This window comes from Marinigracilibium pacificum (assembly GCF_012926615.1).
Taxonomy (GTDB): domain Bacteria; phylum Bacteroidota; class Bacteroidia; order Cytophagales; family Cyclobacteriaceae; genus Mangrovivirga; species Mangrovivirga pacifica.
Window position 1 is genome coordinate 267,387 of the sequence record NZ_JABBNU010000002.1, and the last position, 20,602, is coordinate 287,988.

The following is a 20,602-nucleotide window of genomic DNA, read 5'->3' on the forward strand; positions in this document are numbered from 1 at the left end:
TCAATCGGAAGTTAATTGCTGATAAATTTTGAAATTTTTATTTAATAAATCCTGATTTAAGATTTCCGCAATGGCATAGTACAATTTTGGGTCAAAATCGTATAATTCTTGAGGTTTTTCAAAGAAGTTTTCAATTGAAACTGCAAAAAATTCATGGTAATCTGTAGCAGCGTAATCTCGAAAAAGATGGGTTTTAATATCCTTTAGTCTTACCATTTCTTTCATAGCAATCCATTTGAATTTCTTAATAGCCAATTCGGGAATGAAATTATATTCTTTGTTTACTATTTTATTTTCAAACTTGAGGGCATGTGCCATTTCATGGAGACCTAAATTGAGGCCATCATTATGATGCATGTAACCTTCTACAAAATTTTTCCAAGAAAGAACGATTAATCCTCTAAGGTTTACTTCTCCTTTATGATATTTTCCTGTGATTGTCGAATAGTAATCATCCGGATAAATTAAAATTTTATTAAAATGTTTGAAATAAACAGAAGGGTAACCAAAAGTCATTTGAATTGCTGATGCGGCAATAAGAACCTTCATTTCATCAGTTACAGTATTAAGTCCACCTCGAGGTATAAAGGATTTTAATTCTATGAATCGCTGAACTCTTGAGCGGAATTGTTTTTTCAGTTGCTCTGAAGGAAGATCATTATAGTAATGAAAGTAGCTTTCAAGTATTTTAATATGTGACTTTGGTAATTTATAGGTGAATAGAATGGCATTTGATACCTCCGGAATGAAATAATTAACTATTGCCTTAACTACTTGAAAAGTTAGGATTATGGGTACAAGAAATAAGATAATTAAGAAAAAGTAAAAAATGAATTCGCCCATTATAATAGTATATCGATAAAAAAATAGACACAAATTTATCGATTTAGAAAGTTAAAGGCCAATTGTTGACTTTACTTTTCGATGGGATTCCATATAATCACTGTTTTTTCGGGGGAATATTTGATAAGCATGGGAATGATTTGATTATCTCCTATTGTAGATGCCAATACAAATATATTATTATCATTTTTAATTACAAGGTGAGGAGTGTATGGAGGGCTAAATGAAAATAAATCTGTTGAACTTCCTTGTTTATCAACCTTTCTTAGTGTCCTTTTTCCCCAGTCAGCCAGATAAATATTTTTTTGATTACCATCGTAATCAAATATTGTATTTATACCCAGTGGTGGTGAATTAGCTGACTTATCAATTAAACTTTTCCATTTGTGGATGATATTTAAACTTGAGTCGCAAATGATTGTACTTTGTTCAGTGATTATCAAAAAGTCCCCTGAAGATGTTCGTTTAATTTTTTTTATTTTGGTTTCTGGAAATTGAATTTTTTCAGAAATATTATCTGGTCTTTTTAGATAAAGATATGGATAACTGGCAAATAAGAATTTATTTTCACCAGTCATAATAAACCCATAATTTCCCGGATGAAGGTTAGATTCAAACCAATCTGAAATTACAATAGGTTTTTTATTCAGTTCATTAGTTTGAAACAGTCGATATTCAAAAGAGTTGCCTTTGGTTCTACTTTCAATAATATATAAGTGTCCATTGTATACATCAAGAAAAAAATCACTGCCCGAACTGTCAGAAATTAACCATGGGATAGGTTCATTGGGCGTGGTTTCATCCCACATCATTATACAGCCTTTATGATTAGAGGATTCTATAGGATAAACATATGACCATAATAATGTGTTCTTGAAAATCACCATGCTCCCAGCAGGGTGGGCGAAAATGTCTGGAATAGTAATGATCACTATCAAAACAGAAATTATCGACCTATGTAGAAAAGAATTCACCAGCCCGCTGTTAGGTAAAACTCGATTATCCTAAAGACAATGAAGAAAATAATAATCGCACCAATTTTAATTAAATAGGGTTTGTTTATTTTGATATCTTTTACAGGAATTAGCAACACTTTTAGTGCTTGTATGAGCCTTTTTCGGTTTTTTATCAAAATGAAAATTAAAATAGATTGATAGATTATTGCAGCCCGAAGCGCTCCTTGATTAACTACATAGAATATATCTTGTAGGATAATATTTATCAGTATTGTGGAAAGGAACAGGCATCCGATGAGTCTTGTTTTTTTTAATAGGAGCATAATTCCTCCTGAGATTTCAAAAATGCCAATTATTACTGCAAATGGTTTTGAATGAGAATAAAAAGACCACATTAATTCCATGCTCGTTAGTTCTCCAACGGTTTTTTCTAAAACTTCTGGGTTGTACCCAAATTGCCAATATTTAGCACCTCCGTAAACGAACATAGCCATAACGACTATCCATGATAAAGCTTCCTCAATTATTTCACTAATATTTAAGTTTTTCATTTATCAATAATCTCGTTTTTCAAAGTCTTCATGTTTCTTAATTTCCTGTCTCCTGATAAATAAAAATATTATAATTATTAGGATTACTATAAAAAACAATCCTTGAAAAGCCATTAAAATTATAGGGATTAAATCCATAATTAGTCTTTTAGTTTTACAGCAGTTCCGTAAGCAAGGATTTCTGAGCAACCTTGCATAACCATGGAGGTTGCTAATCTGACATTAATAATGGCATCGGCTCCAAGTCTTTTGGCATCATGCTCCATTCTTTGCATCGCTTGTTCTCTTGAATGTGCCTGTAATTGAGTGTACTCATCGATTTCACCCCCAACGATATTTTTTAAACCTGCAAAAATATCTTGACCTACATTTCGAGCCCTTACTGTACTCCCACGTGCTATACCTAGAATTGAGTCAATTTCCTTATTAGGTATAAAATCAGTTGTTGTAATAATCATAGTTAATAATTAATTGATTGACAATAATTTATGTTAATCAAGTATCAATATCAATTAACTTATTATTCAAAGGTGATTATTGTACATGAAAGGATTTAATAGAGGCTATTACAATGCTTTTTCCAGCTTTTTAATTTTTTGATTGACAGATCCTATCTCGCAATTTCTAATCAGCATGAAAAGTAATTTAAGACTGAATCGGGTGGGAGAAATCAACCGGATTTTTGATGCTATCAATTTATCCCGAGTATTTATTGCATTATTGATATAAGATTCTTGAGTTGCAGATAAAAGAGTAGCAAATTTCCAGGCACCATCACGTGCAACCTGCATACTGAAATCGACAAGCAGGTCATCTACTTTTCCTGATTTTTTTAGAATGTATTTTAACGGTGGCCAGATGGTTGTTAAATTATACTGAACTTCAGCAACCATTGAAGAAAGTAACTGATTTATTTTATTGAAATCATTTTGGAGGGATATTAAATTACCGCCTTTCATTGTCTCGAATGCAGCAATACCTAAATCCAGATTTATGTGAGCATTTATTCCAGATAAAATATGCTGTAGTACCGTGATGTCATCAGATGTAGATAACTGAAAGCTTGATTTCCATGATTCAGAGATCAAATTCTTGTTCTTCCAATTGTAATAGGCAGTAATATATCTCAATGCAAAGATTACATCGAGCTTTTCCATTCGCTCTCCATCATCGAAATTCCCGTTCAGGATTTCCTGACCTACCCTTGCAGTTACCTTTTTATAGAGCACGGCAAAATACCCTTTAGGGTCATTGTTTTTCTTGCATTCTGTAATTATAAGATCAAGCTCAGCAATTACCTGATTTATTTTAGTGATGTTTCCGGAAATAATGGGTTCCATCTCAAATAATAACCCTTTATTATGATATTTAGAATATTTTTTGTGAATTTTGTCTACTTAATGTTACCCTTTGGAATATAGGAGGCTTAGTGTCTGTCTATTGTTTGTAATAAAAACCAGATTCTCTTATTGTGAAATCAAATCTACCCTGAAAAACTGTGTATTTTAGATTGAATGAATCTTCATACTCGTAACCAAACGTACCTGCGAAAATTATTTTATCAGAATTAGTTCCAGTTGAGGATGAGCGTCTAATTGTCAGATTACCTTTTTGATTTAGTGGTTGAAAATTTTCATCATAATTATTTTCATCAATTACAATATAAGCCAGGTTTCCTGGGCTAGTGAAGTCATATTTAGTTTGGTCCAAGGCTACCAGATCATCGAAAGATTTAACTTTATCGGTTTCAATTTCCATGATCAAATAAATGTCGTCATTATTATGGTTGTCTTCATTAACGAGATATCCTTCAAAATAGAGCCTTAATTTATTATTAATTGTATCACACTGTACAGGAATTGTTGAGCTATAATTCATAGAATTCCAAATCATTGTATTGTTTATAATTGCTCCGGCAACATCATTACCCCTTTTAGAAAAAACAGGTAATCCAGGCATACCCGGGTCGAAAATAAACACTGGTTCGTCACAGGCAGAAAATACTAATATCGAAGATACAAGTAGAATTAATATAGATTTATAGCTATTTCCCATGTAAGTAGACATTAATTCCGGTTAGGATGTAGAAATTTTTAAAATCAGATGTTGTGCCAATTGAATTACCATAATCATCAAATAATTCATAATTAAGCCTTCCCGAAGGCGAATAGCTCGCTCTTATGAATGGAGATACAGTTTTATTTTGTAAAAACTCGATGCCAAATAAAAAGGCACTGGTAAAGTCTTTGTATTCCCTCTCATTAAAGTCTGAATAAATTACATAACCAAATTCAAAACCTCCATTGACTGCCAAGAAATCAGTTATGTTATACCCAACTAAAATTGGAAATAAAATATACTGATCATTGTAGTTTTTTCTTTCTAATAGAGGATTTTCAATCGTATAATTTCTATTACTGAAATTTAAACCACCAGTAAAGGTAAAAGACTTATAAGTTTCTCTATAGGCAACTCCAGTTGCAAAGCCAACACCATAATCTGATTTGAGCTCAGGTGATTTTACAATTGATTTTGCATAGGTTAGACCGGCACTAAATTGAACCTGAGCATCACTAATGAAAAATGATAGACCTAGAGTCATTAATAAAATAGCCTTTTGAATAGTTTTAAGCATCTTTAAAAAGTTGAAGAGAGTAGTTATTGAGCATAGCTAAATAACTGTAGTTAAGTATTCCTTTGTGAATTTAATAAATACTGAAATCTGATTGGTATACTTTAAAATCAAATCTACCATAATACACAGAGTACACTTCATCATTCATATCAGTATAATCAAATCCAAATGTTCCTGAAATTATCCTTGGATAACTGTCTTTTACATAGTTAATATGGAGCTTACCAGATTGTGATTTTACTTTTAAGTTTGTGATACCATGATATTGTATTTCATCATAACTTGTAATTATTCCAAACCCATTTTGATTGTCAAGGGAGATTACAGAGCCTTCAAGCTTTTTTAAGTCATAGATAGATGTTATTTCATTTGTATATAATACAAAAACCAAATTATTATCATCTTGATAGTTCAAATTATAATTATTGAATGAGCCTGGGATAGAAATAGCAAACCTGCCACTATCCTGATCATAAATCATTCTAATATCATTATAATAACTTCCTCCTACATATGATGTCCAGTTTTGGCCATTAATTACTGCTCCGGCGACATTATGACCATCTTCTGTATATACTGGTAAAGCTGGTTTAGAAGGATCTGGAATGAATACAGGCTCATTACAACCTGTAAACCATAAAAATAGCAAGGGTAATATAACTAATTGAAGCTTTTTCATTTTTTAAACTTTACACGTAATCCAATCATGAAGTAAATATTTTTAAATTCACCAGTTTCTTCTGATAAATAACCATATTGGTCAACCTGTTGGTATTTTAATCTGGACATCGGACTAATACTGGTTCTAAAATATGGACTAACATATTCATCAGGAAAAGCCTGTATTTGTGCCAGGAAGGCAAACCATCCATCTTCATACTCATTTTCTCTAAATGTTGATGCAATAGGGCCTCCTAGCTCAAAACCACCACTTAATTTGACGGCATTTTTGATTTTGTAATTCAATAAAATTGGGAAAGTAATGTATTCATCACTTATCTTTTTCGAATCCCGATTATCACTATAAATTAATGTGTAGGCTCTAGATGTATAAATTGCTTCTGTAGATAGACTAAAATCCTCATTTTTAAATAACTTAAATTCATAACCTACACCAGTGAAGATGCTAACCCCTGATTTGACAGAAATTTGATTTGATTTTACTAGTGAATTAGCGATTGTTAATCCACCATTTACTGAGAATTGAGAAAAACCTTGAAAACCAATAAATGTAAAAATCAGAACTATTAATAATTTTAAACTCTTTCTGAAGACCATTTTTAAAAAATTGATAAACCCATTATTAAGAATGGTTCTAAATAACTTTAATTAAATTAATATTCCAAACTTATTTTAAAAATTGTGATTATTGATCGTGTTTGCAGCCATCATCCACCAGGTTATAGCTATTATTGTTCCTACAATAACTAGTTTGATAATGATTTTAATAATTTGTTTATTGTTTTCTGCAATTGCTCTTTTCCTGATTTCTTCAAGTTTTTCCTTACTAGCGTTTTTTTTCAAAAACACCAGATCTCCTTTATCACCAATTGTGGAATAATGTTTTATCTTTTCCCAAACCCTATTCTTTTTCAATAAATCCCTGTTTTGTTTCATGGATTTATTGGCTGAATCCATTGATCCAAAACCTCCCATATTATTTTGGTTATTGTAATTGATAAATTCTTATAAGAAGATACCAATTATGATCGAAATATTTAATTATGCATATAAAAAATCCCGGAGAGCCCGGGATTTAATTAAATGTGATAATATTAGAGTATTATTCCTGCAACTAATATCCCGATTGGGATTGCTGATATAAGCAACATAAAAAATGCCAACACGATATTTCCAATAGATCTTCCAATTGAAAATTTTTGAGTAACTGAAATTCCTACTACTGTCAATACTAAGCTCCAAACAGCAATTCCAAACGTTATAAATCCTATAAAGGCAATATAATACAGTAAATTTTGGCTGACTTCATTTAGATAATCAGATCCATACAGTGCATAAATAGCATAAACAGGAATAAAAAGTAAAATGGTAAATGCTGAAGGTATTGCGGCATAAGTATTCATCCGAAATAGATCGTATGTATTTGCTTCTCCACCAAGCCACTTACCCGTAAAACTCAAAAATGCGGCAAATATATAATAAGATATCCAGCCTAATAGCCCACCGACAATTATTCCAAATAAAATTGATACACCTACATTAGTGAATATACCTCCCCAGTCATTATTGATGAAATTTTCAAGACTTCCATTAATTCCTAATAAAATAAGGATAGGGAAAAGCCATTTGTCATATTCTTTTTTATCAATAAACTCAAGAACCATTCGTGGCTGTGTCCAGATTTTTGTAAAAATGTCTTTGTCCGATAAGTTTTTTAAATCTTTATGCTCATCTAACAATGTGTCATCAAGCATGTTGAAATTTGATGTTTCCATATTAAAAAATGTTTATTCATAATTGAATTGCTAAAATATAAAATGTCTGATTAATATAGAAATTTGAGTGTTCTCTATAACTGTTTTTAGAACGAATGTTTAAATTGTGGTTTTTAACCTCAAGGAATTTTTTCTTTATGAGTAATACCAACGCTCAATTTGGGCAAGAGCTTTTGTCGAAATTTCCGGATCAAATACAGTTTATGTATCCATGGAGGACATATCAGGAAAGGGTATTAAAAGATCTTGATGAACATATTAATGATGATCACCTACATATTGTAGCTCCTCCCGGATCTGGTAAAACTGTTTTGGGGCTGGAGGTAATGTTACGATTAAATAAGCCAACCCTGGTTTTGGCTCCAACAATTGCAATAAGAAATCAATGGATAACCAGATTTTGTGAATTATTTCTTCAAGAAGTTAAACAGCCTGATTGGATTACCACAGATATAAGAAATCCAAAATTAATGACCGTTGTTACTTATCAGGGAATTCATTCTGTTCTAAGTAATTCAGAAGAAAAAAAATCAATAATTGAAAAATTGATTTCGGCAGGTGTTTCAACTTTTGTTGTAGATGAAGCTCATCATTTGAAAAATGAGTGGTGGAAATCAATTATGGAATTAAAGTCAGCATTAAACCCTGTTATTGTTGGTCTTACAGCCACACCTCCATATGATGTTTCTTATGCTGAATGGCAACGTTATCTTGAGTTGAATGGTCCGGTAGATGCTGAAATTTATGTTCCGGAATTGATAAAGGCCGGAGATTTATGTCCTCATCAGGATTATGTTTATACAACAATACCAAAAGCTGAAGAAAGAGAGCGGATTGTTGGGATCAGAGAAAAAATAGATGAAGTCTTCTTACAGCTTAAGCACGACCTGACTTTAATTAGTGCTATTGAAAATAGTGGATTCTGGCTAAATCCACAGGAACATTATGAATGGATATATTCGAATATTGAATTTTATTCGGCCAGCCTAATTTATTTATATGGAAACCATAAGGAGATACCTAAATCTCATTTTGAGGTAGTTGGAGCCAAAGAGTACGATATTCCTGTTTTAGATAAAGAATGGGTAGCCATTGTTATTGAAAATTACCTTTTCAAAAATGAAAAATTATTTATTGAATATAAAGATCACCAAAGCCACATCGAGAAGGTCTTACGAAGGTCTGGGGCTTTGGAACATAGCAGGGTTAGTTTTACTGAAAATAATGAAATAACAAAGTCTCTTTCTTCCAGTATCAGCAAACTTCAGGGAATAAAGCAGATCACAGACCATGAACATAATAACTTAAAGGAAGATTTACGACAAGTTATTCTATGCGATTACATTAGGAATGAATTTTTGGCAGAAGAATCTGTAAATGAGAAACCGCTTAATAAAATTGGTGTTGTCCCTGTTTTTGAAATATTAAGGAGAGAACATGATAAGTCTAAAAAGCTTGGAGTTTTAACGGGGTCGTTGGTTATCATACCTGGATCTGCAGTCAATAAAATGCAAGTGCTTGCAAATCAGTATTCATTAGGTGAATTGCAGTTTAAAGAATTGCCTTATGATGAGAATTATCTTTCTGTAAATCTTACCGAAGTTGTAAAGCATAGAATAGTAACAATTGTAACTGAATTGTTTACCAGGGGAGAAATCAATATTTTAATTGGGACAAAATCTCTTCTTGGTGAAGGTTGGGACGCGCCTGCAATTAATTCTTTGATTTTGGCAAGCTTTGTTGGCTCATTCGTCTTGTCCAACCAAATGAGAGGGAGAGCTATTCGAATTGATAAGAATAACCCTGATAAATCAAGTAATATATGGCATTTGGTGTGTATTGATCCGACTTCTAAATCCGGTGGAAGTGATGTGGAGTTAATGAAGCGTAGGTTTCGAAGCTTTGTGGGGGTTAATATCCAAGAAGAATCATCAATTGAGAATGGCTTTGACAGATTGGGTTTTCCTACTCAAATAAATAATATACGATCAATTGAACAGTTTAATAATCAGACCTTAGAGAGAGCATCGCAAAGACGAAATTTACTTGTTAAATGGAAAAAGGGACTTGAAAACGGAACCAGGATGGTTGAAGAGATCAAAAAGCCATTTCCGGATAACCGTAATTATAAGAAAGAGAAAAGTCTTTATTTTCGGAATTCTATGGGGAATTTTACCGGAGTATTAGGTTCATCCATTTTTGGATATTTGCATTTTTCTGTAAATGCGTTTGCCAGGACTCTAAGTAAATTCCCTAATTCTCAGGTGATGGTTTGGGGATTTACAGCAATAATAAGTATTGGTATTTTATTCTTTGGTGCCAAAACCGTTAACTCCTTTGTAACCTATCTAAGGTTTAAGAATATCGATAAGGATCTAAAGAAAATTTGTGTTGTTTTGGTGAGAGCGTTAAGTAAAAAAGGGATCATCAAAACAGATCTGGATAACATAAAAATAGAAACATCAAAAGATATGTTTGGAGGGGTTCATTGTCGTATAGAAGGTGGAACTACCTTTGAGTGTTCAACTTTTATTAATGCTGTTCAAGAAATTTTAAGTCTTGTTGATAACCCACGTTACTTGCTGGTCAAAAAAGGAACCTACAAATGGCTGTTCGATTTTGTTGATTATATAAATGTACCGGAAGAACTGGGTAAGAAGAAAGAAGATGCTCTGCTGTTTTCAGAGTTGTGGGACCATTTTGTTGGTAAAACAAAGTTAGTGTTTACCAGAAATCCAAAAGGAAGAAAAGTATTGTTAAAAGCAAGAGTTGACTCGATGTCTAAACGATTTGTAGATTCAGATATCGAACACGTTAATGTCTGGAAGTAACTAGAAGACTAAAGGCTGAGAATAAACTCAGCCTTTATTGGTTAGCCAGGTAGTCACTTTACCACGGTCCGTGGTATAGCTGCCGGCAGTCTGCTCAGCATCTCATTATTGAGCAACTGAGTAGTGTTTGTAAAACTGGAAACGTTAATTACATTATTCTTTTGTCGGCCAATTAACACCACCTCATCACCAACATTCACATCCGGAATATGAGTTATATCAACCATAAAGAGATTCATGTTTATTAATCCTACAATTGGAGCTTTTTTACCATTAATCAGCACTTGCCCTCTATTTGATAGTGCCCTTGGGTAACCGTTTGAATATCCCAATGGCATTACAGCAATCTTCATTTTATGAGTAGCCTGATAGGCAGTACCATAACCAATAAACTCTCCTTCTTTCACATTACGAATATCCATGATATCGGTTTTCCATGTGAAGATTCTTTTTAGTGCTGCATCAGACAATTTATTGACTTCTTGTAAGTGATGGTAATAAATATCCGGACTTGGCCAGAACCCGTATTGTGCTACACCTACTCTAACCATATCATACACTGTGTCTTTCATTGCTAAAGCTGCGGCAGAACAAGCTATATGTCTTATTTCAGGTTCTATATTTTCTTTTTTACAAACCTGCAGGAATTCTTTATACCGCTTATGCTGTATGTCGAGTTTAAACTGATTTGAAAAACTCTCTGCCCCACCAAAATGTGTGCAAAGCCCATGAAATGTTAAATGATCTTTATTTTTCTTCAGAAACTTAAGAGCTTTTGGGAATTCTTCTTTTTGCATTCCGGTTCTGTTGGCTCCCGTTTCTACTTCTATATGAATTTTGGCTTTTTTACCAACCTTTTTTGCAGCCTCAAGAGCTATAGGCAGCCGATCATAATTGTATACAAAAAATTCAATATTTTGATCTATTGCCCATGGGATATCTTCTTCATAAATGATACCCATTATCATGATATGACTATCTTCCCGACTTACACTGAGAACTTCTTCTGCTTCGAAAGATGATGCAACAGAAAAATGTCTGACTCCACATTTCTCGGCCATCGGAACAAATGTTTCTATACCATGTCCATATGCATTGGCTTTTACTACAGAGGAGAAAATAACTCCATCCCCGATCTTTTTCTTTATAAAATTCAGGTTGTTTTTATATGCTGATTGTTTTAATTCTATTCTTGAAGAGTGTTTTACTTTTTTCACCATTGTTTTTTTGTATCTAACCATTTGTAAGATCTTCCCCAGCTTTCTTGAGCTAGTTGCTTTACTTTTCTAACCTCAGCGGATGGAATTAACTCCATTTTACTATGTACTTCCAGACTGTTAAAGTGAAAGGCATATATTCGAGCGGCAAACTCATGTATTGGCAAGGAAGATTCTCCATGGACTTCACCATGACCATATACTGAAGGTTTTATTCCCTGTCCCCAGTCCTGTCTTCCTTCATTGTTAGGGTTTAGAAAATATGCTCGGGTAATTCCTTCGTGATCATCAGCAACACGTAGTAGTGAAACAGCATGAAAACCAAGCATTTCTCCTTTGGAAGAAGTGATGAAAATACCCACCGGATTGGGATAAATAAGCCTGTGTCCATCATTATATTTGGGGTGGCACATTGAATAAAATACCCTGACAAATCCATCAAAATCAACTATGGCATCTGTTAAATAATCATAGGCAGATGCAAATCCAATTTGAATCCATTGACCATAAAGAGCAGGATTAACCCATTTATGTGGGTCTTCCCCTCGTCCAGAGGCACGGAGCATCATTTCATTGTAGATCTTATCAAGCATTGGTACAAGAGTCACTGATACGGCATCCAGATTATGATCCAGGTTTTGAACCAACCCCTGGCCGGTAAGTGACGCTTTGATTTCCTGCCCTTCGAAACGAAACATCAGGTCATTATGTACTGCTGCAGTTTGGATCATGTTGATCAGTTTTGCAGGAGCGTGTTCACTCCACATACTGATTCCACGGGCACTTTGGCATGTTGGATTATTTCCCTGACCCACACCTAGCGGTTGTCCTAAAATTCTGAATAAGGCTCCAATAAGATATTGCCTTGCAGAAATGCCTTCATGGGGAGTACTTGTTGATTTCAAAATGCGTTCTTCAACTTTCGGGTGAATTTTTATCGTTGAAAGATTTGAAATTCCTGAACGTACCGCCTCTCGTGAAATGATTCCCTTTTCTAACATTTTTGCCAATCCGAAAACACACTGAGTGTTATATGGATGGACATTTTTCTTTATAATATCTGAAAGAAACTCATGATATTCGTTCCATTTTGCTTTTCCGACAGCATTTAACCCTAGGCAAAGAGGAATAATTTTATTATAACCTTTATCTATCAAATACAAAAGAAGCACAGCATGAAAGCGACTAACCAACCCGAATTCATTCATTGAAGAACCCATTTCGCTTGCCTCAGATGTCAGCTCCTCTTTAGAAAGTTCCTTGATTGAAATTAAATATTCATCGATGGATTTATTCTTGCTGAATTGAGTCGGAGCATAAATTGATCGCTGAAATCTATAAAGCTTTTTATCCTCTGGCTTTTTAGGGTCGAGTTTTATCTTCTCATTAACGAGAGCAATAATTTTTCTTTGTTTTTCAGTAACAACTGGCCTTTGCTCACATATTAGTGTGAGTTCTTCAGCAAGTTTTAATTTGATGCCATCAAAATGAATATGTTCGGCTATGAATTTGAAGAATGAATGAACCTTCATCAGTTCATGATCACTCATAATGAGTCTTGTTTCTTCCAAGGGTTCATTAAAAACAAACTCAAGATTAGAAACCAGCACTTCCTGAATGTAATTTTCAGCTTCGGAACTGTTTATTGTAGAGTTATTAATTTTTTCCTGAGCAATAGCCAGTATTCGAAGTTCACTTAGGATCTCAATTGTGGAGTTTGGATGTCCGCTTTTAAGTGTGCCATTTACTAATCTGGCAACCAGTTTAGACGGATCAGACCACGGAGAGTCCTGGAATAATCCGGCCTCGGTCAGGTCCTCGATAGAGTCATAGATGAATTCAATGCCTTTCATCGAGTCGATCATCAAATCGATCTGCCCCATTAATTTATGCGCTTTTTCGGGTCTGGTAAGTATTGTTGCTTCACTAAACTCCTCAAAAAGCTCTTTGAATTTTTGATTTTTATTTTTTGATATCAGCTGTTCGTCCATTTATTCCTGCTTCACTTTTTTGAACAATAAAACCTTTCAACTGATTTGAAAGGTCCTATTGTAATTGATTTACTGATAAATATTCTATTAATGATAGAAGTCTACATTTTCATAATGCAGAAGAAGCTCTGTCATCCTATCAGGGTCTTCTCCTTTAAAATTGACGGTCCCAAAGTGATTTCCAAATCCATCTCTGTCACTAATTTTTTGAGTAGTTAATGGAGGTACCAGGTTATGATCAAGGAAGTACGGTTCTTCTTTGAGCTCATCTGGGATTTCAAGTTTTGAGATTCTGTTTTTATGAGGATAGATCATTACGTTTCCGTAAAAATTCTTTGGTCTGGCATCTAGAGTAGGAAGTATTTTATTTAATTCTTCCTCGGTCAAATCCGGATCATGACATAGTACAAACGCAGCTAATGCATCAAATCCATATGCTTTCCCACAAAGTTCAAGAATGTGCCCTCCGGGGATTCGGCAAGCAACTTCACCAAAACACATTTCATCCTTTTCAGTCAAGAACCATTCAGGGTGAACCATACCATACTCTATTCCAAATAGATCGACCATTTTTTGCATTTCTTTCATGATCATATCGCGTTTGGTATTTAAGTAGTTACCTTCAGGAATAAAATTTGAATACCCAAGTTTTACATACTCTGTGATATTCAGAAACCTGATTTTTCCACCATGCACAAACGCCTCACATGAGAACTCTCTCCCTGGAAGGTGACTTTCTGCCAGACAAGGGAAATCATCATCCTCACATTTTTCATCAATGTCGCTCATCGAACGGAGTAATCTGTGCCCAACTGTTCCGGCACTGGCAAAAGGCTTGATGTGTACCCAACTGTCTTCCTCACCATCTATTTGGAGATTTGCTTCGTTAAGTCTTTTCATAAAGGCTTTTACACCTTCTTTATTATATACTTCTTCAAAAAGACCTACTCTTAAGCCTCCGATTAGTGCTTTTCTTTTCATCATTGCTTTATTTCTGAAAAGAAATGCGCGGTTGAGTACACGAGGATCGTCTCTGTAGATCGAGTTTAATGCACCAGCCCACTCAACAGTTTCTTCGAAGAGTGGTACGGCTACATCAGCGTTATATGGTTTTAATTTCTCTAATAAGTCAAGTGAGTTGGAAGAGTCACTCCATTCATTGAGTTGATATGGTACAAAAGGAATGTTGTTTTCCAGAGCATATTGCTCAAAGTCAGGAAAAGATACAACGACAAAAGGTTTGCCGATTTTTTGCATACTTTCAATAACGGGTAAACTCCAACCTAATAATGCGAAACATTTAGCCATGTCGTGATTTGATTGTTTGGTTTACCTTATTTATAACAAAAATATAGCTGAATTTCAATGTTTTACAGGTTTAATCGGTGATTCCTGCCAAATCGTCAGGGATGCGAAGAAGGATCTAAGATAAGGTTGTATTATTAGGGGATTATTGAAAGAGTTTTAAGTTTTTTTTATTAGGAATAAATTATCGATTTGACCAAATGTTGGATAAAAGAAATTACACTTTCCAATATTGGTTTTAATTTTATTATGAAAGAGTTATTTTCGAAATTTGGATATTTATTATTGATTACAATTTTTTGAAATGGAATATATCAATGATCCATTATATCAAAGACTCAATAATTTTATAATCGATGATCCTGATGCTGAATTTAGTTTTACGGACAAGCTTTGCAGGGAAAATAATTGGGATTTTGAGTTTGGATATAATGCGGTGGAGGAGTACAAGAAGTTCATCTATTTAATTTGTGTTACAGATGATGGATTGACACCATCTCAGCAAATTGACCAGGTTTGGCATTTACACTTGTTATACACACGCTCATATTGGGAAGAGATGTGTGATGAAATAATAGGTAGAAAAATTCATCATGGACCGACAAAAGGTGGCGGTGAAGAAAAATCAAAATATGGCAATCTTTATGAAAGAACAATACAACGCTATATAGAGGTGTTTGGTAAAAAGCCAAATCAGGAATTTTGGCCGAGTAAAGAGCAAAGGTTCAAATCAAATAAACAAAGATGGATAGATGTCTCAGAATATTGGGTCATCAAAAAAATAAGATTTTTTAAATGATTAAAGAGTTAGAGAATTTTTCTGCAGCACAAACATTGTTGCTAATAAAGGGAAATAAGGCTTGGGATAAGGAGCTAATTAAAATAATAATTTTAGAGTTATTACTAAAAAGGAAACTCGAAATTAAGGATGTTGACTATCAACCACATCCTAGAAGCAAGTCGAGAGTTTTAACAATGGTAATGCCAGGAAGGAATTTTGTTTCTCAAGATTTATGTGAGAAATACGAATATCCATTTTTAAAGCCTTTCATTAAGGAACCGGATTCTCAAATAATGTTTAGGCAGTATTTAAAGATACTTTCTAGTAATCTAAAAGTAGGTTCATCACTTAAATGGCACCTCTTGGCAATGGAGAATCCATTAGTTAATTATATTAAATCCGATTGGTTTTATGCTTTTTTAAAAGTAATAAAATTTAATAACAAGGGTTTAAATCTTAGTTTCAGGGCTCAGGAATATTTTGATAAGTTAAATAATGAGTTGCCTAAATTAGTTGCATCAAATCCTGAAGAAGCAAAAGAAATAATCAAGCAGTTAAAAAGTAAGATCTTTTTGTTGCCATCTGTAGATTTTAAGATTATACGAGAACTTCATACTGCATTATATCCAATTGACTTAGATAATTACTGGGGAAATTCCTATGCCTTTTATGATTTTGATTTGATTTCTGATGATTTTGATTCCAATTATAAAGATGGAGGCACATCATTTTGGGGAGGAGACTCAGATAGTAGTGGAGATGGTTGTTCAGGATGTAGTGGCTGCAGTGGTTGTTCGGGCTGTGGAGGGGAATAACCCGCTTTACATTAAAAACTTTTAAAAAAATATATTATGAAGAAACTGCCTCTAAATACCAATATTCTACAGTTTTTGATTTGCATAACAATAATGTCTTGTAATCAAAAAGATAAGAATGACCAGGTGAATCTTATTTCTAATCAAAATATAAGGAGCCAATTAGAAAGATATATGACTGGGAAAAAAGACCATTATGTTTCTAATGAGGATGTTTTTCTAAAATATTTAATAAATAACGATACTATTGAGCTGGTTGATAAATTAAATGAAGAAATCAATCGGAGAGGTAGTAGCATAAAAAGAACAGATGAGTTAGAAGGAATTTTGGCTGAAGGGGAAGTGAAAAATGCAAACTCTAAAATTAATAATATTTATAAACTATCAGTTAGTTATAGCATAGGTTGGTCAGTATTGCAAGTTGTTGTAAAAGAGAATATCGTGGATAGCTCTTATAATTTGAATGCATGTCATTTTAGATTTGATAATCCGGAAGATTATGTGCTGGATCTTGATACAGTTTTTTTTAGGAAAGAAAAAAAGATCACAAAAGAGGAATGGCAAAAATTTAATGATTTGTTAAATTATTCAAACTTTTGGGACATAGCATTATTTAAAGAAAGAAGGTTTTTAGATGGGGTAACTGTTACACTTGAAGGTAAAATAAGAACTAAATTCGGAAGAGAATTATATCAAAATTTAGAAATTAGAAGTCCTGATAAAGGCGCATTTTCAGATGCCTGTGAATACTTGATTTTACTGACGGGAGAGGATGATGATTATTTGCGAATTGTAGATTGAATTTGTAAAATGACATTCCTTATATAGAGTTTTAAATTTTTGTGGTAGGGGCGTAGCATGCTACGCCCCTACCACAAAAATTTAAAACCATGCTTCGATGCGCCTAAGATATTATATTGACATCCCATCTCTTTGGATTTTCTTCTATGTATCTATTATAAAAAGGAATTTCAGTCTGTTTAATTATTTTATCATGAAATGATCTTTGCCAGCTAAAGTCAGGGTTTATTAACCGAGCATCTTTTGTGACAGCGGATTTGAATGATCGAATTATTGTTGATAATGATAATGGCTTTGGAGAAATTGAAGACATATATTCATTTTTAGAGCAATCAAAATTTCTATTTTGTAAGGCATTATTGCATAGCTGTCTATTTTTATTAATATGAATTACTCCATGAAAATGATCTGGCATCAAAATATATTTGCCCAATTTCACATTTTGAAAATGATCAGGTATTTCCTCCCAATACTTCATTGTTAATTCACCAATATTTGAAGGGTTCATTTTTTTATTTGAAACTTGCCCAAAGTATTGTTCTCGATCTTTTGTAATAATTGTGATAAAATAATATCCAATGGATCGATAATCCCATTCTGAATTTCTAAGTGAGTTTTTTCTTCCCATTTTGATTGGATGACTGATTTAATTAAGGAAGATAAAATTGGTTCCTGATTTCAGGAAGGAATAACCGTTTAATTGGAAATATTTATTTATAATTTTAAAATGGATTGTAGGGGCGTAGCATGCTACGCCCCTACAATCCATTTTAAAATTCAAACAATTACAACAATCCATTTTATTAAAACTCAAACAATTCCAGGATTACCATGGATTACCGCTGCTGACTACATATTAAAAGATCAATTAAAGGATAGATAATCAAGAAATATAAGCAGGCGGTAAATTTCTTTACCGCCCTTTCAATCTGTAGGTGTCACACCCTGATCAAACCCGATCTTTAGAATCTTATTCTGTATAATACATCAGGGAAAAATCCGTTTTGGGTGACTGTGTTTATTTCTCCGGTGACCTCATTGTACCGTTTTACAAATTCATTTTCACGGTTAAGTACATTTTGTAAATCCACATAAAACTGGTGACTCATATTTTTATTTTTACTGTTTATTCGTACTCCAAACTTAACATCCCAGCGCACATATGGGTCATAATGCATTGAGTATGCCTGGTTCTCATAATATATTTCTCTGCCTCCATTATCAATAGTTGACTCCAGATCGATCGGAGTATATGGCTTACCTCCGGCATAGGTGAGTTTGGTGTCAAATGTCCATGCATTTTTTCCGCCTGAACCAAAAGCCCATTCCTTTCCAAAGAGTAAATTATAAGCCAGGTTTGTGTTATAAGCTGTATTTCTGGTGATACCATCACTTCCCTGATAATTTGATTCGAATATTGAAGTCGTCATCATTAGATAATATTCTTTGCTGAAGAATTTTTCAAGTGTTAGCTCAACACCATAATTATTTCCTGTGCCCTCATTTACCAATGAACCTCTTTCACTGAATACAAAGTCCGCTCCCTCATTAATCACCGAATAGCTCGAAGGTGCCTGCTCAACCGGAATGTCAAATAATCGTTGGTAGTAGGTCTCGGATTTCACCCTCCAGTCTGTCCCTAAATATCGGTTGTAGCCCAATACAAAATGGTGGCTCTTCATGAAATCCAGGTTTTCATTGGTTCGCTCAAACACACCATCGGAAATTTCTTCATTGTAAAATAATATCGGACTAGGAACCACTTGTGAATGAAGTCCATAAGATAGCGACCAGGTATTTTTTTGTTGTGTATAACTAATTGCCGCCCTTGGTTCAATTGCCAATTTATTAGACAGTCCAAGAAACTGGCTGTGTATTCCGTAGGTAATACTAAGGTTGTCGGTAATATTATTTTCAACCTGTGCAAAAAGCTGAGTCAGGTTATAGTTTTCATCAACATCACGGATTGACATAAGTTTATCGGGAATGCCATCACCATTCAAATCCAGGTCAGGACGATCATCAGCGTCATTTACGATAGATTTTACAGAGTAATATTCATTGATCAGTCCTGCCCTAAGCTTCCATTTAGCATTGAATTTTTTGTTAAGTGTGGAGGTAATAGTAAATCGACCTTCCTGATCGTCAACTTCTGTTGCCCGGTATTTATTTTGAATATTGTTGTTTTCATCTCTGACAAAATTATCCTGAGTGTATTGGGTACTCATAATAGATTGTCCAATTGAAGTTTTGATATATGTTGATTTATTGATGTTCAGGGAATGACTTATTCCAATTAGTCCAATTTTATTCTCTACATATGCATCTTCATTTGGGTTAGCAAAGAGGTCATTTTCATCGATTTCGTCACCAAGGAAGTCAATACTTGATGTTCCTCCCATTCCAAATAGTTCAAGCCTGCCAAGTTTGCCATTTCCGAAGTTTACTTTGAAATTCAAATCTTGATAATATGGGGTTGCCGATGTACCTGTTGCAGCAAGGCTGGCAATGCCATAACGATATGAGGCCACAAATGACCCTCCTTTAGATTTACGAAATGGACCCTCAGCCATAAATTCAAGACCACTGAAAGCACTTAGCTGACCGGTAAATTCAAATTTATCCTGGTTGCCATTTCTGTAGTTGATATCAAATACTGCAGCATTAGCATTGCCATATTCGGCAGGGAAGGCCCCTGAAAGAAAATCTGAAGTCCTCAGTAAGTTAGTGTTCAGTGCACTCACCGGTCCGCCGGTTGTACCAAAAGTGGAAAAGTGATTTGTTGTGGCTACCGGAATGCCTTCAACTCGCCAAAGCAGACCGGTTGGTGAATTTCCTCTGACTACAATATCATTTCTGGAGTCATTTGGAGCACTAACACCAGCAAATGAAGTAGCTAACCGGGCAACATCATTTCGTCCGCCAGAAAAGCGGGTGACTTCTTCCGGAGTAAATGGTGTAGCACTGTTTTTTGCCAGTTCATTCAATGGCAAGTCAGAGGATCCTTCCGAAGTAACCACCACTTCCCTGAGTGCTTCAACAGATTCTTCAAGCTCCAGTTGAAGGATGACTTCTTTTCCACTGGTAACCAATACATTTGGAATTGTCATCGGTTTGTATCCGATAAAACTAATGACAAGTGTCTTTCTTCCTGTGGAAACCTTTTCGATCCGAAATTGACCGTCAATATCAGTGACTGCTCCCTTAATCGGGTCGCTGTTTTGAATGATGACTGATGCTCCTATGAGTGGTGCTTTTGAATCAACATCCTGGATGCTGCCTTTTATAGTTTGAGTCTGAGCAAGTACTATTCCTGAAGAAATGGAAATTAGAAATAATAGTGTAATTAAAGTTTTCATTATGTGCGGGTTTTGATTTTTTGGCAATGTATTCAACCGCATTTTTGATAGAAATGTAAAA

General features: G+C 34.1%; 20 protein-coding genes. 4 read left to right on the plus strand and 16 right to left on the minus strand.

Annotated features, from left to right (window positions below):
* From HH304_RS03700 to HH304_RS03750, 11 genes are all read right to left on the minus strand, one after another.
* The gene (locus HH304_RS03700) at positions 1-843 is read right to left on the minus strand and encodes a zinc-dependent peptidase (RefSeq protein ID WP_169678112.1); all 843 of its coding nucleotides are present in this window, start codon (positions 841-843) and stop codon (positions 1-3) included.
* A gap of 71 nt (positions 844-914) precedes the next feature.
* Positions 915-1,817, minus strand: a complete 903-nt coding sequence (locus HH304_RS03705; RefSeq protein ID WP_169678113.1) for a hypothetical protein — start codon at positions 1,815-1,817, stop codon at positions 915-917.
* Positions 1,814-2,350 carry a DoxX family membrane protein gene (locus HH304_RS03710; protein ID WP_169678114.1) on the minus strand — a complete coding sequence of 179 codons (537 nt, stop codon included), beginning with the start codon at positions 2,348-2,350 and terminating at the stop codon, positions 1,814-1,816. The genes HH304_RS03705 and HH304_RS03710 overlap by 4 nt, the downstream gene beginning before the upstream one ends.
* 140 nt (positions 2,351-2,490) lie before the next feature.
* Positions 2,491-2,808, minus strand: a complete 318-nt coding sequence (locus tag HH304_RS03715) for a YbjQ family protein (RefSeq protein ID WP_169678115.1) — start codon at positions 2,806-2,808, stop codon at positions 2,491-2,493.
* A 108-nt stretch (positions 2,809-2,916) separates the two neighbouring features.
* Entirely contained in the window at positions 2,917-3,690 is a 774-nt protein-coding gene (locus HH304_RS03720) for a DUF5995 family protein (protein ID WP_169678116.1), read from the minus strand.
* Positions 3,691-3,787: 97 nt separating this feature from the next.
* A complete protein-coding gene (locus tag HH304_RS03725; RefSeq protein WP_169678117.1) occupies positions 3,788-4,417 on the minus strand; it encodes a hypothetical protein in 630 nt (209 codons plus the stop codon).
* Positions 4,395-4,985, minus strand: a complete 591-nt coding sequence (locus HH304_RS03730) for a hypothetical protein (protein WP_169678118.1) — start codon at positions 4,983-4,985, stop codon at positions 4,395-4,397. The genes HH304_RS03725 and HH304_RS03730 overlap by 23 nt, the downstream gene beginning before the upstream one ends.
* A 70-nt stretch (positions 4,986-5,055) precedes the next feature.
* Positions 5,056-5,664, minus strand: a complete 609-nt coding sequence (locus HH304_RS03735) for a hypothetical protein (RefSeq protein WP_169678119.1) — start codon at positions 5,662-5,664, stop codon at positions 5,056-5,058.
* On the minus strand, positions 5,661-6,263 hold the full coding sequence (locus tag HH304_RS03740) for an outer membrane beta-barrel protein (RefSeq protein WP_169678120.1): 603 nt from the start codon (positions 6,261-6,263) through the stop codon (positions 5,661-5,663). Before HH304_RS03740 ends, HH304_RS03735 begins: the two co-directional genes overlap by 4 nt.
* A 75-nt stretch (positions 6,264-6,338) precedes the next feature.
* The gene (locus HH304_RS03745; RefSeq protein WP_271711485.1) at positions 6,339-6,602 is read right to left on the minus strand and encodes a hypothetical protein; all 264 of its coding nucleotides are present in this window, start codon (positions 6,600-6,602) and stop codon (positions 6,339-6,341) included.
* A gap of 158 nt (positions 6,603-6,760) precedes the next feature.
* Complete coding sequence (locus HH304_RS03750; RefSeq protein WP_169678122.1) at positions 6,761-7,441, minus strand: Yip1 family protein; 681 nt, start codon at positions 7,439-7,441, stop codon at positions 6,761-6,763.
* Positions 7,442-7,578: 137 nt separating this feature from the next.
* Here HH304_RS03750 and HH304_RS03755 point away from each other — a divergent pair, with 137 nt between their 5' ends.
* Positions 7,579-10,272, plus strand: a complete 2,694-nt coding sequence (locus tag HH304_RS03755) for a DEAD/DEAH box helicase family protein (RefSeq protein WP_169678123.1) — start codon at positions 7,579-7,581, stop codon at positions 10,270-10,272.
* A gap of 53 nt (positions 10,273-10,325) precedes the next feature.
* Here the strand turns inward: HH304_RS03755 and alr are convergent, their stop codons facing one another.
* The 3 genes from alr to HH304_RS03770 form a co-directional block, all read right to left on the minus strand.
* Positions 10,326-11,492, minus strand: a complete 1,167-nt coding sequence (gene alr / locus HH304_RS03760) for an alanine racemase (protein WP_169678124.1) — start codon at positions 11,490-11,492, stop codon at positions 10,326-10,328.
* The gene (locus HH304_RS03765) at positions 11,486-13,480 is read right to left on the minus strand and encodes a hypothetical protein (RefSeq protein WP_169678125.1); all 1,995 of its coding nucleotides are present in this window, start codon (positions 13,478-13,480) and stop codon (positions 11,486-11,488) included. The genes alr and HH304_RS03765 overlap by 7 nt, the downstream gene beginning before the upstream one ends.
* A gap of 87 nt (positions 13,481-13,567) precedes the next feature.
* Complete coding sequence (locus HH304_RS03770; protein WP_169678126.1) at positions 13,568-14,788, minus strand: ATP-grasp domain-containing protein; 1,221 nt, start codon at positions 14,786-14,788, stop codon at positions 13,568-13,570.
* Between the two features lie 301 nt (positions 14,789-15,089).
* Here HH304_RS03770 and HH304_RS03775 point away from each other — a divergent pair, with 301 nt between their 5' ends.
* The 3 genes from HH304_RS03775 to HH304_RS03785 all read left to right on the plus strand — a co-directional run bounded on the left by HH304_RS03775 (position 15,090) and on the right by HH304_RS03785 (position 17,182).
* Positions 15,090-15,584 (plus strand): glycine-rich domain-containing protein, encoded by a 495-nt coding sequence (locus HH304_RS03775; protein WP_169678127.1) that lies wholly within the window; start codon positions 15,090-15,092, stop codon positions 15,582-15,584.
* Positions 15,581-16,381, plus strand: a complete 801-nt coding sequence (locus HH304_RS03780; protein WP_169678128.1) for a hypothetical protein — start codon at positions 15,581-15,583, stop codon at positions 16,379-16,381. The genes HH304_RS03775 and HH304_RS03780 overlap by 4 nt, the downstream gene beginning before the upstream one ends.
* A gap of 93 nt (positions 16,382-16,474) precedes the next feature.
* Positions 16,475-17,182: a hypothetical protein gene (locus tag HH304_RS03785; protein WP_169678129.1), complete on the plus strand. Its 708-nt coding sequence runs from the start codon at positions 16,475-16,477 to the stop codon at positions 17,180-17,182.
* Between the two features lie 103 nt (positions 17,183-17,285).
* Here HH304_RS03785 and HH304_RS03790 read toward each other — a convergent pair whose 3' ends face one another.
* Together HH304_RS03790 and HH304_RS03795 are read right to left on the minus strand one after the other, a co-directional pair.
* A complete protein-coding gene (locus HH304_RS03790) occupies positions 17,286-17,810 on the minus strand; it encodes a transposase (RefSeq protein WP_169678130.1) in 525 nt (174 codons plus the stop codon).
* A 334-nt stretch (positions 17,811-18,144) separates the two neighbouring features.
* Complete coding sequence (locus HH304_RS03795) at positions 18,145-20,541, minus strand: TonB-dependent receptor (protein ID WP_169678131.1); 2,397 nt, start codon at positions 20,539-20,541, stop codon at positions 18,145-18,147.
* Positions 20,542-20,602 lie beyond the last annotated feature (61 nt).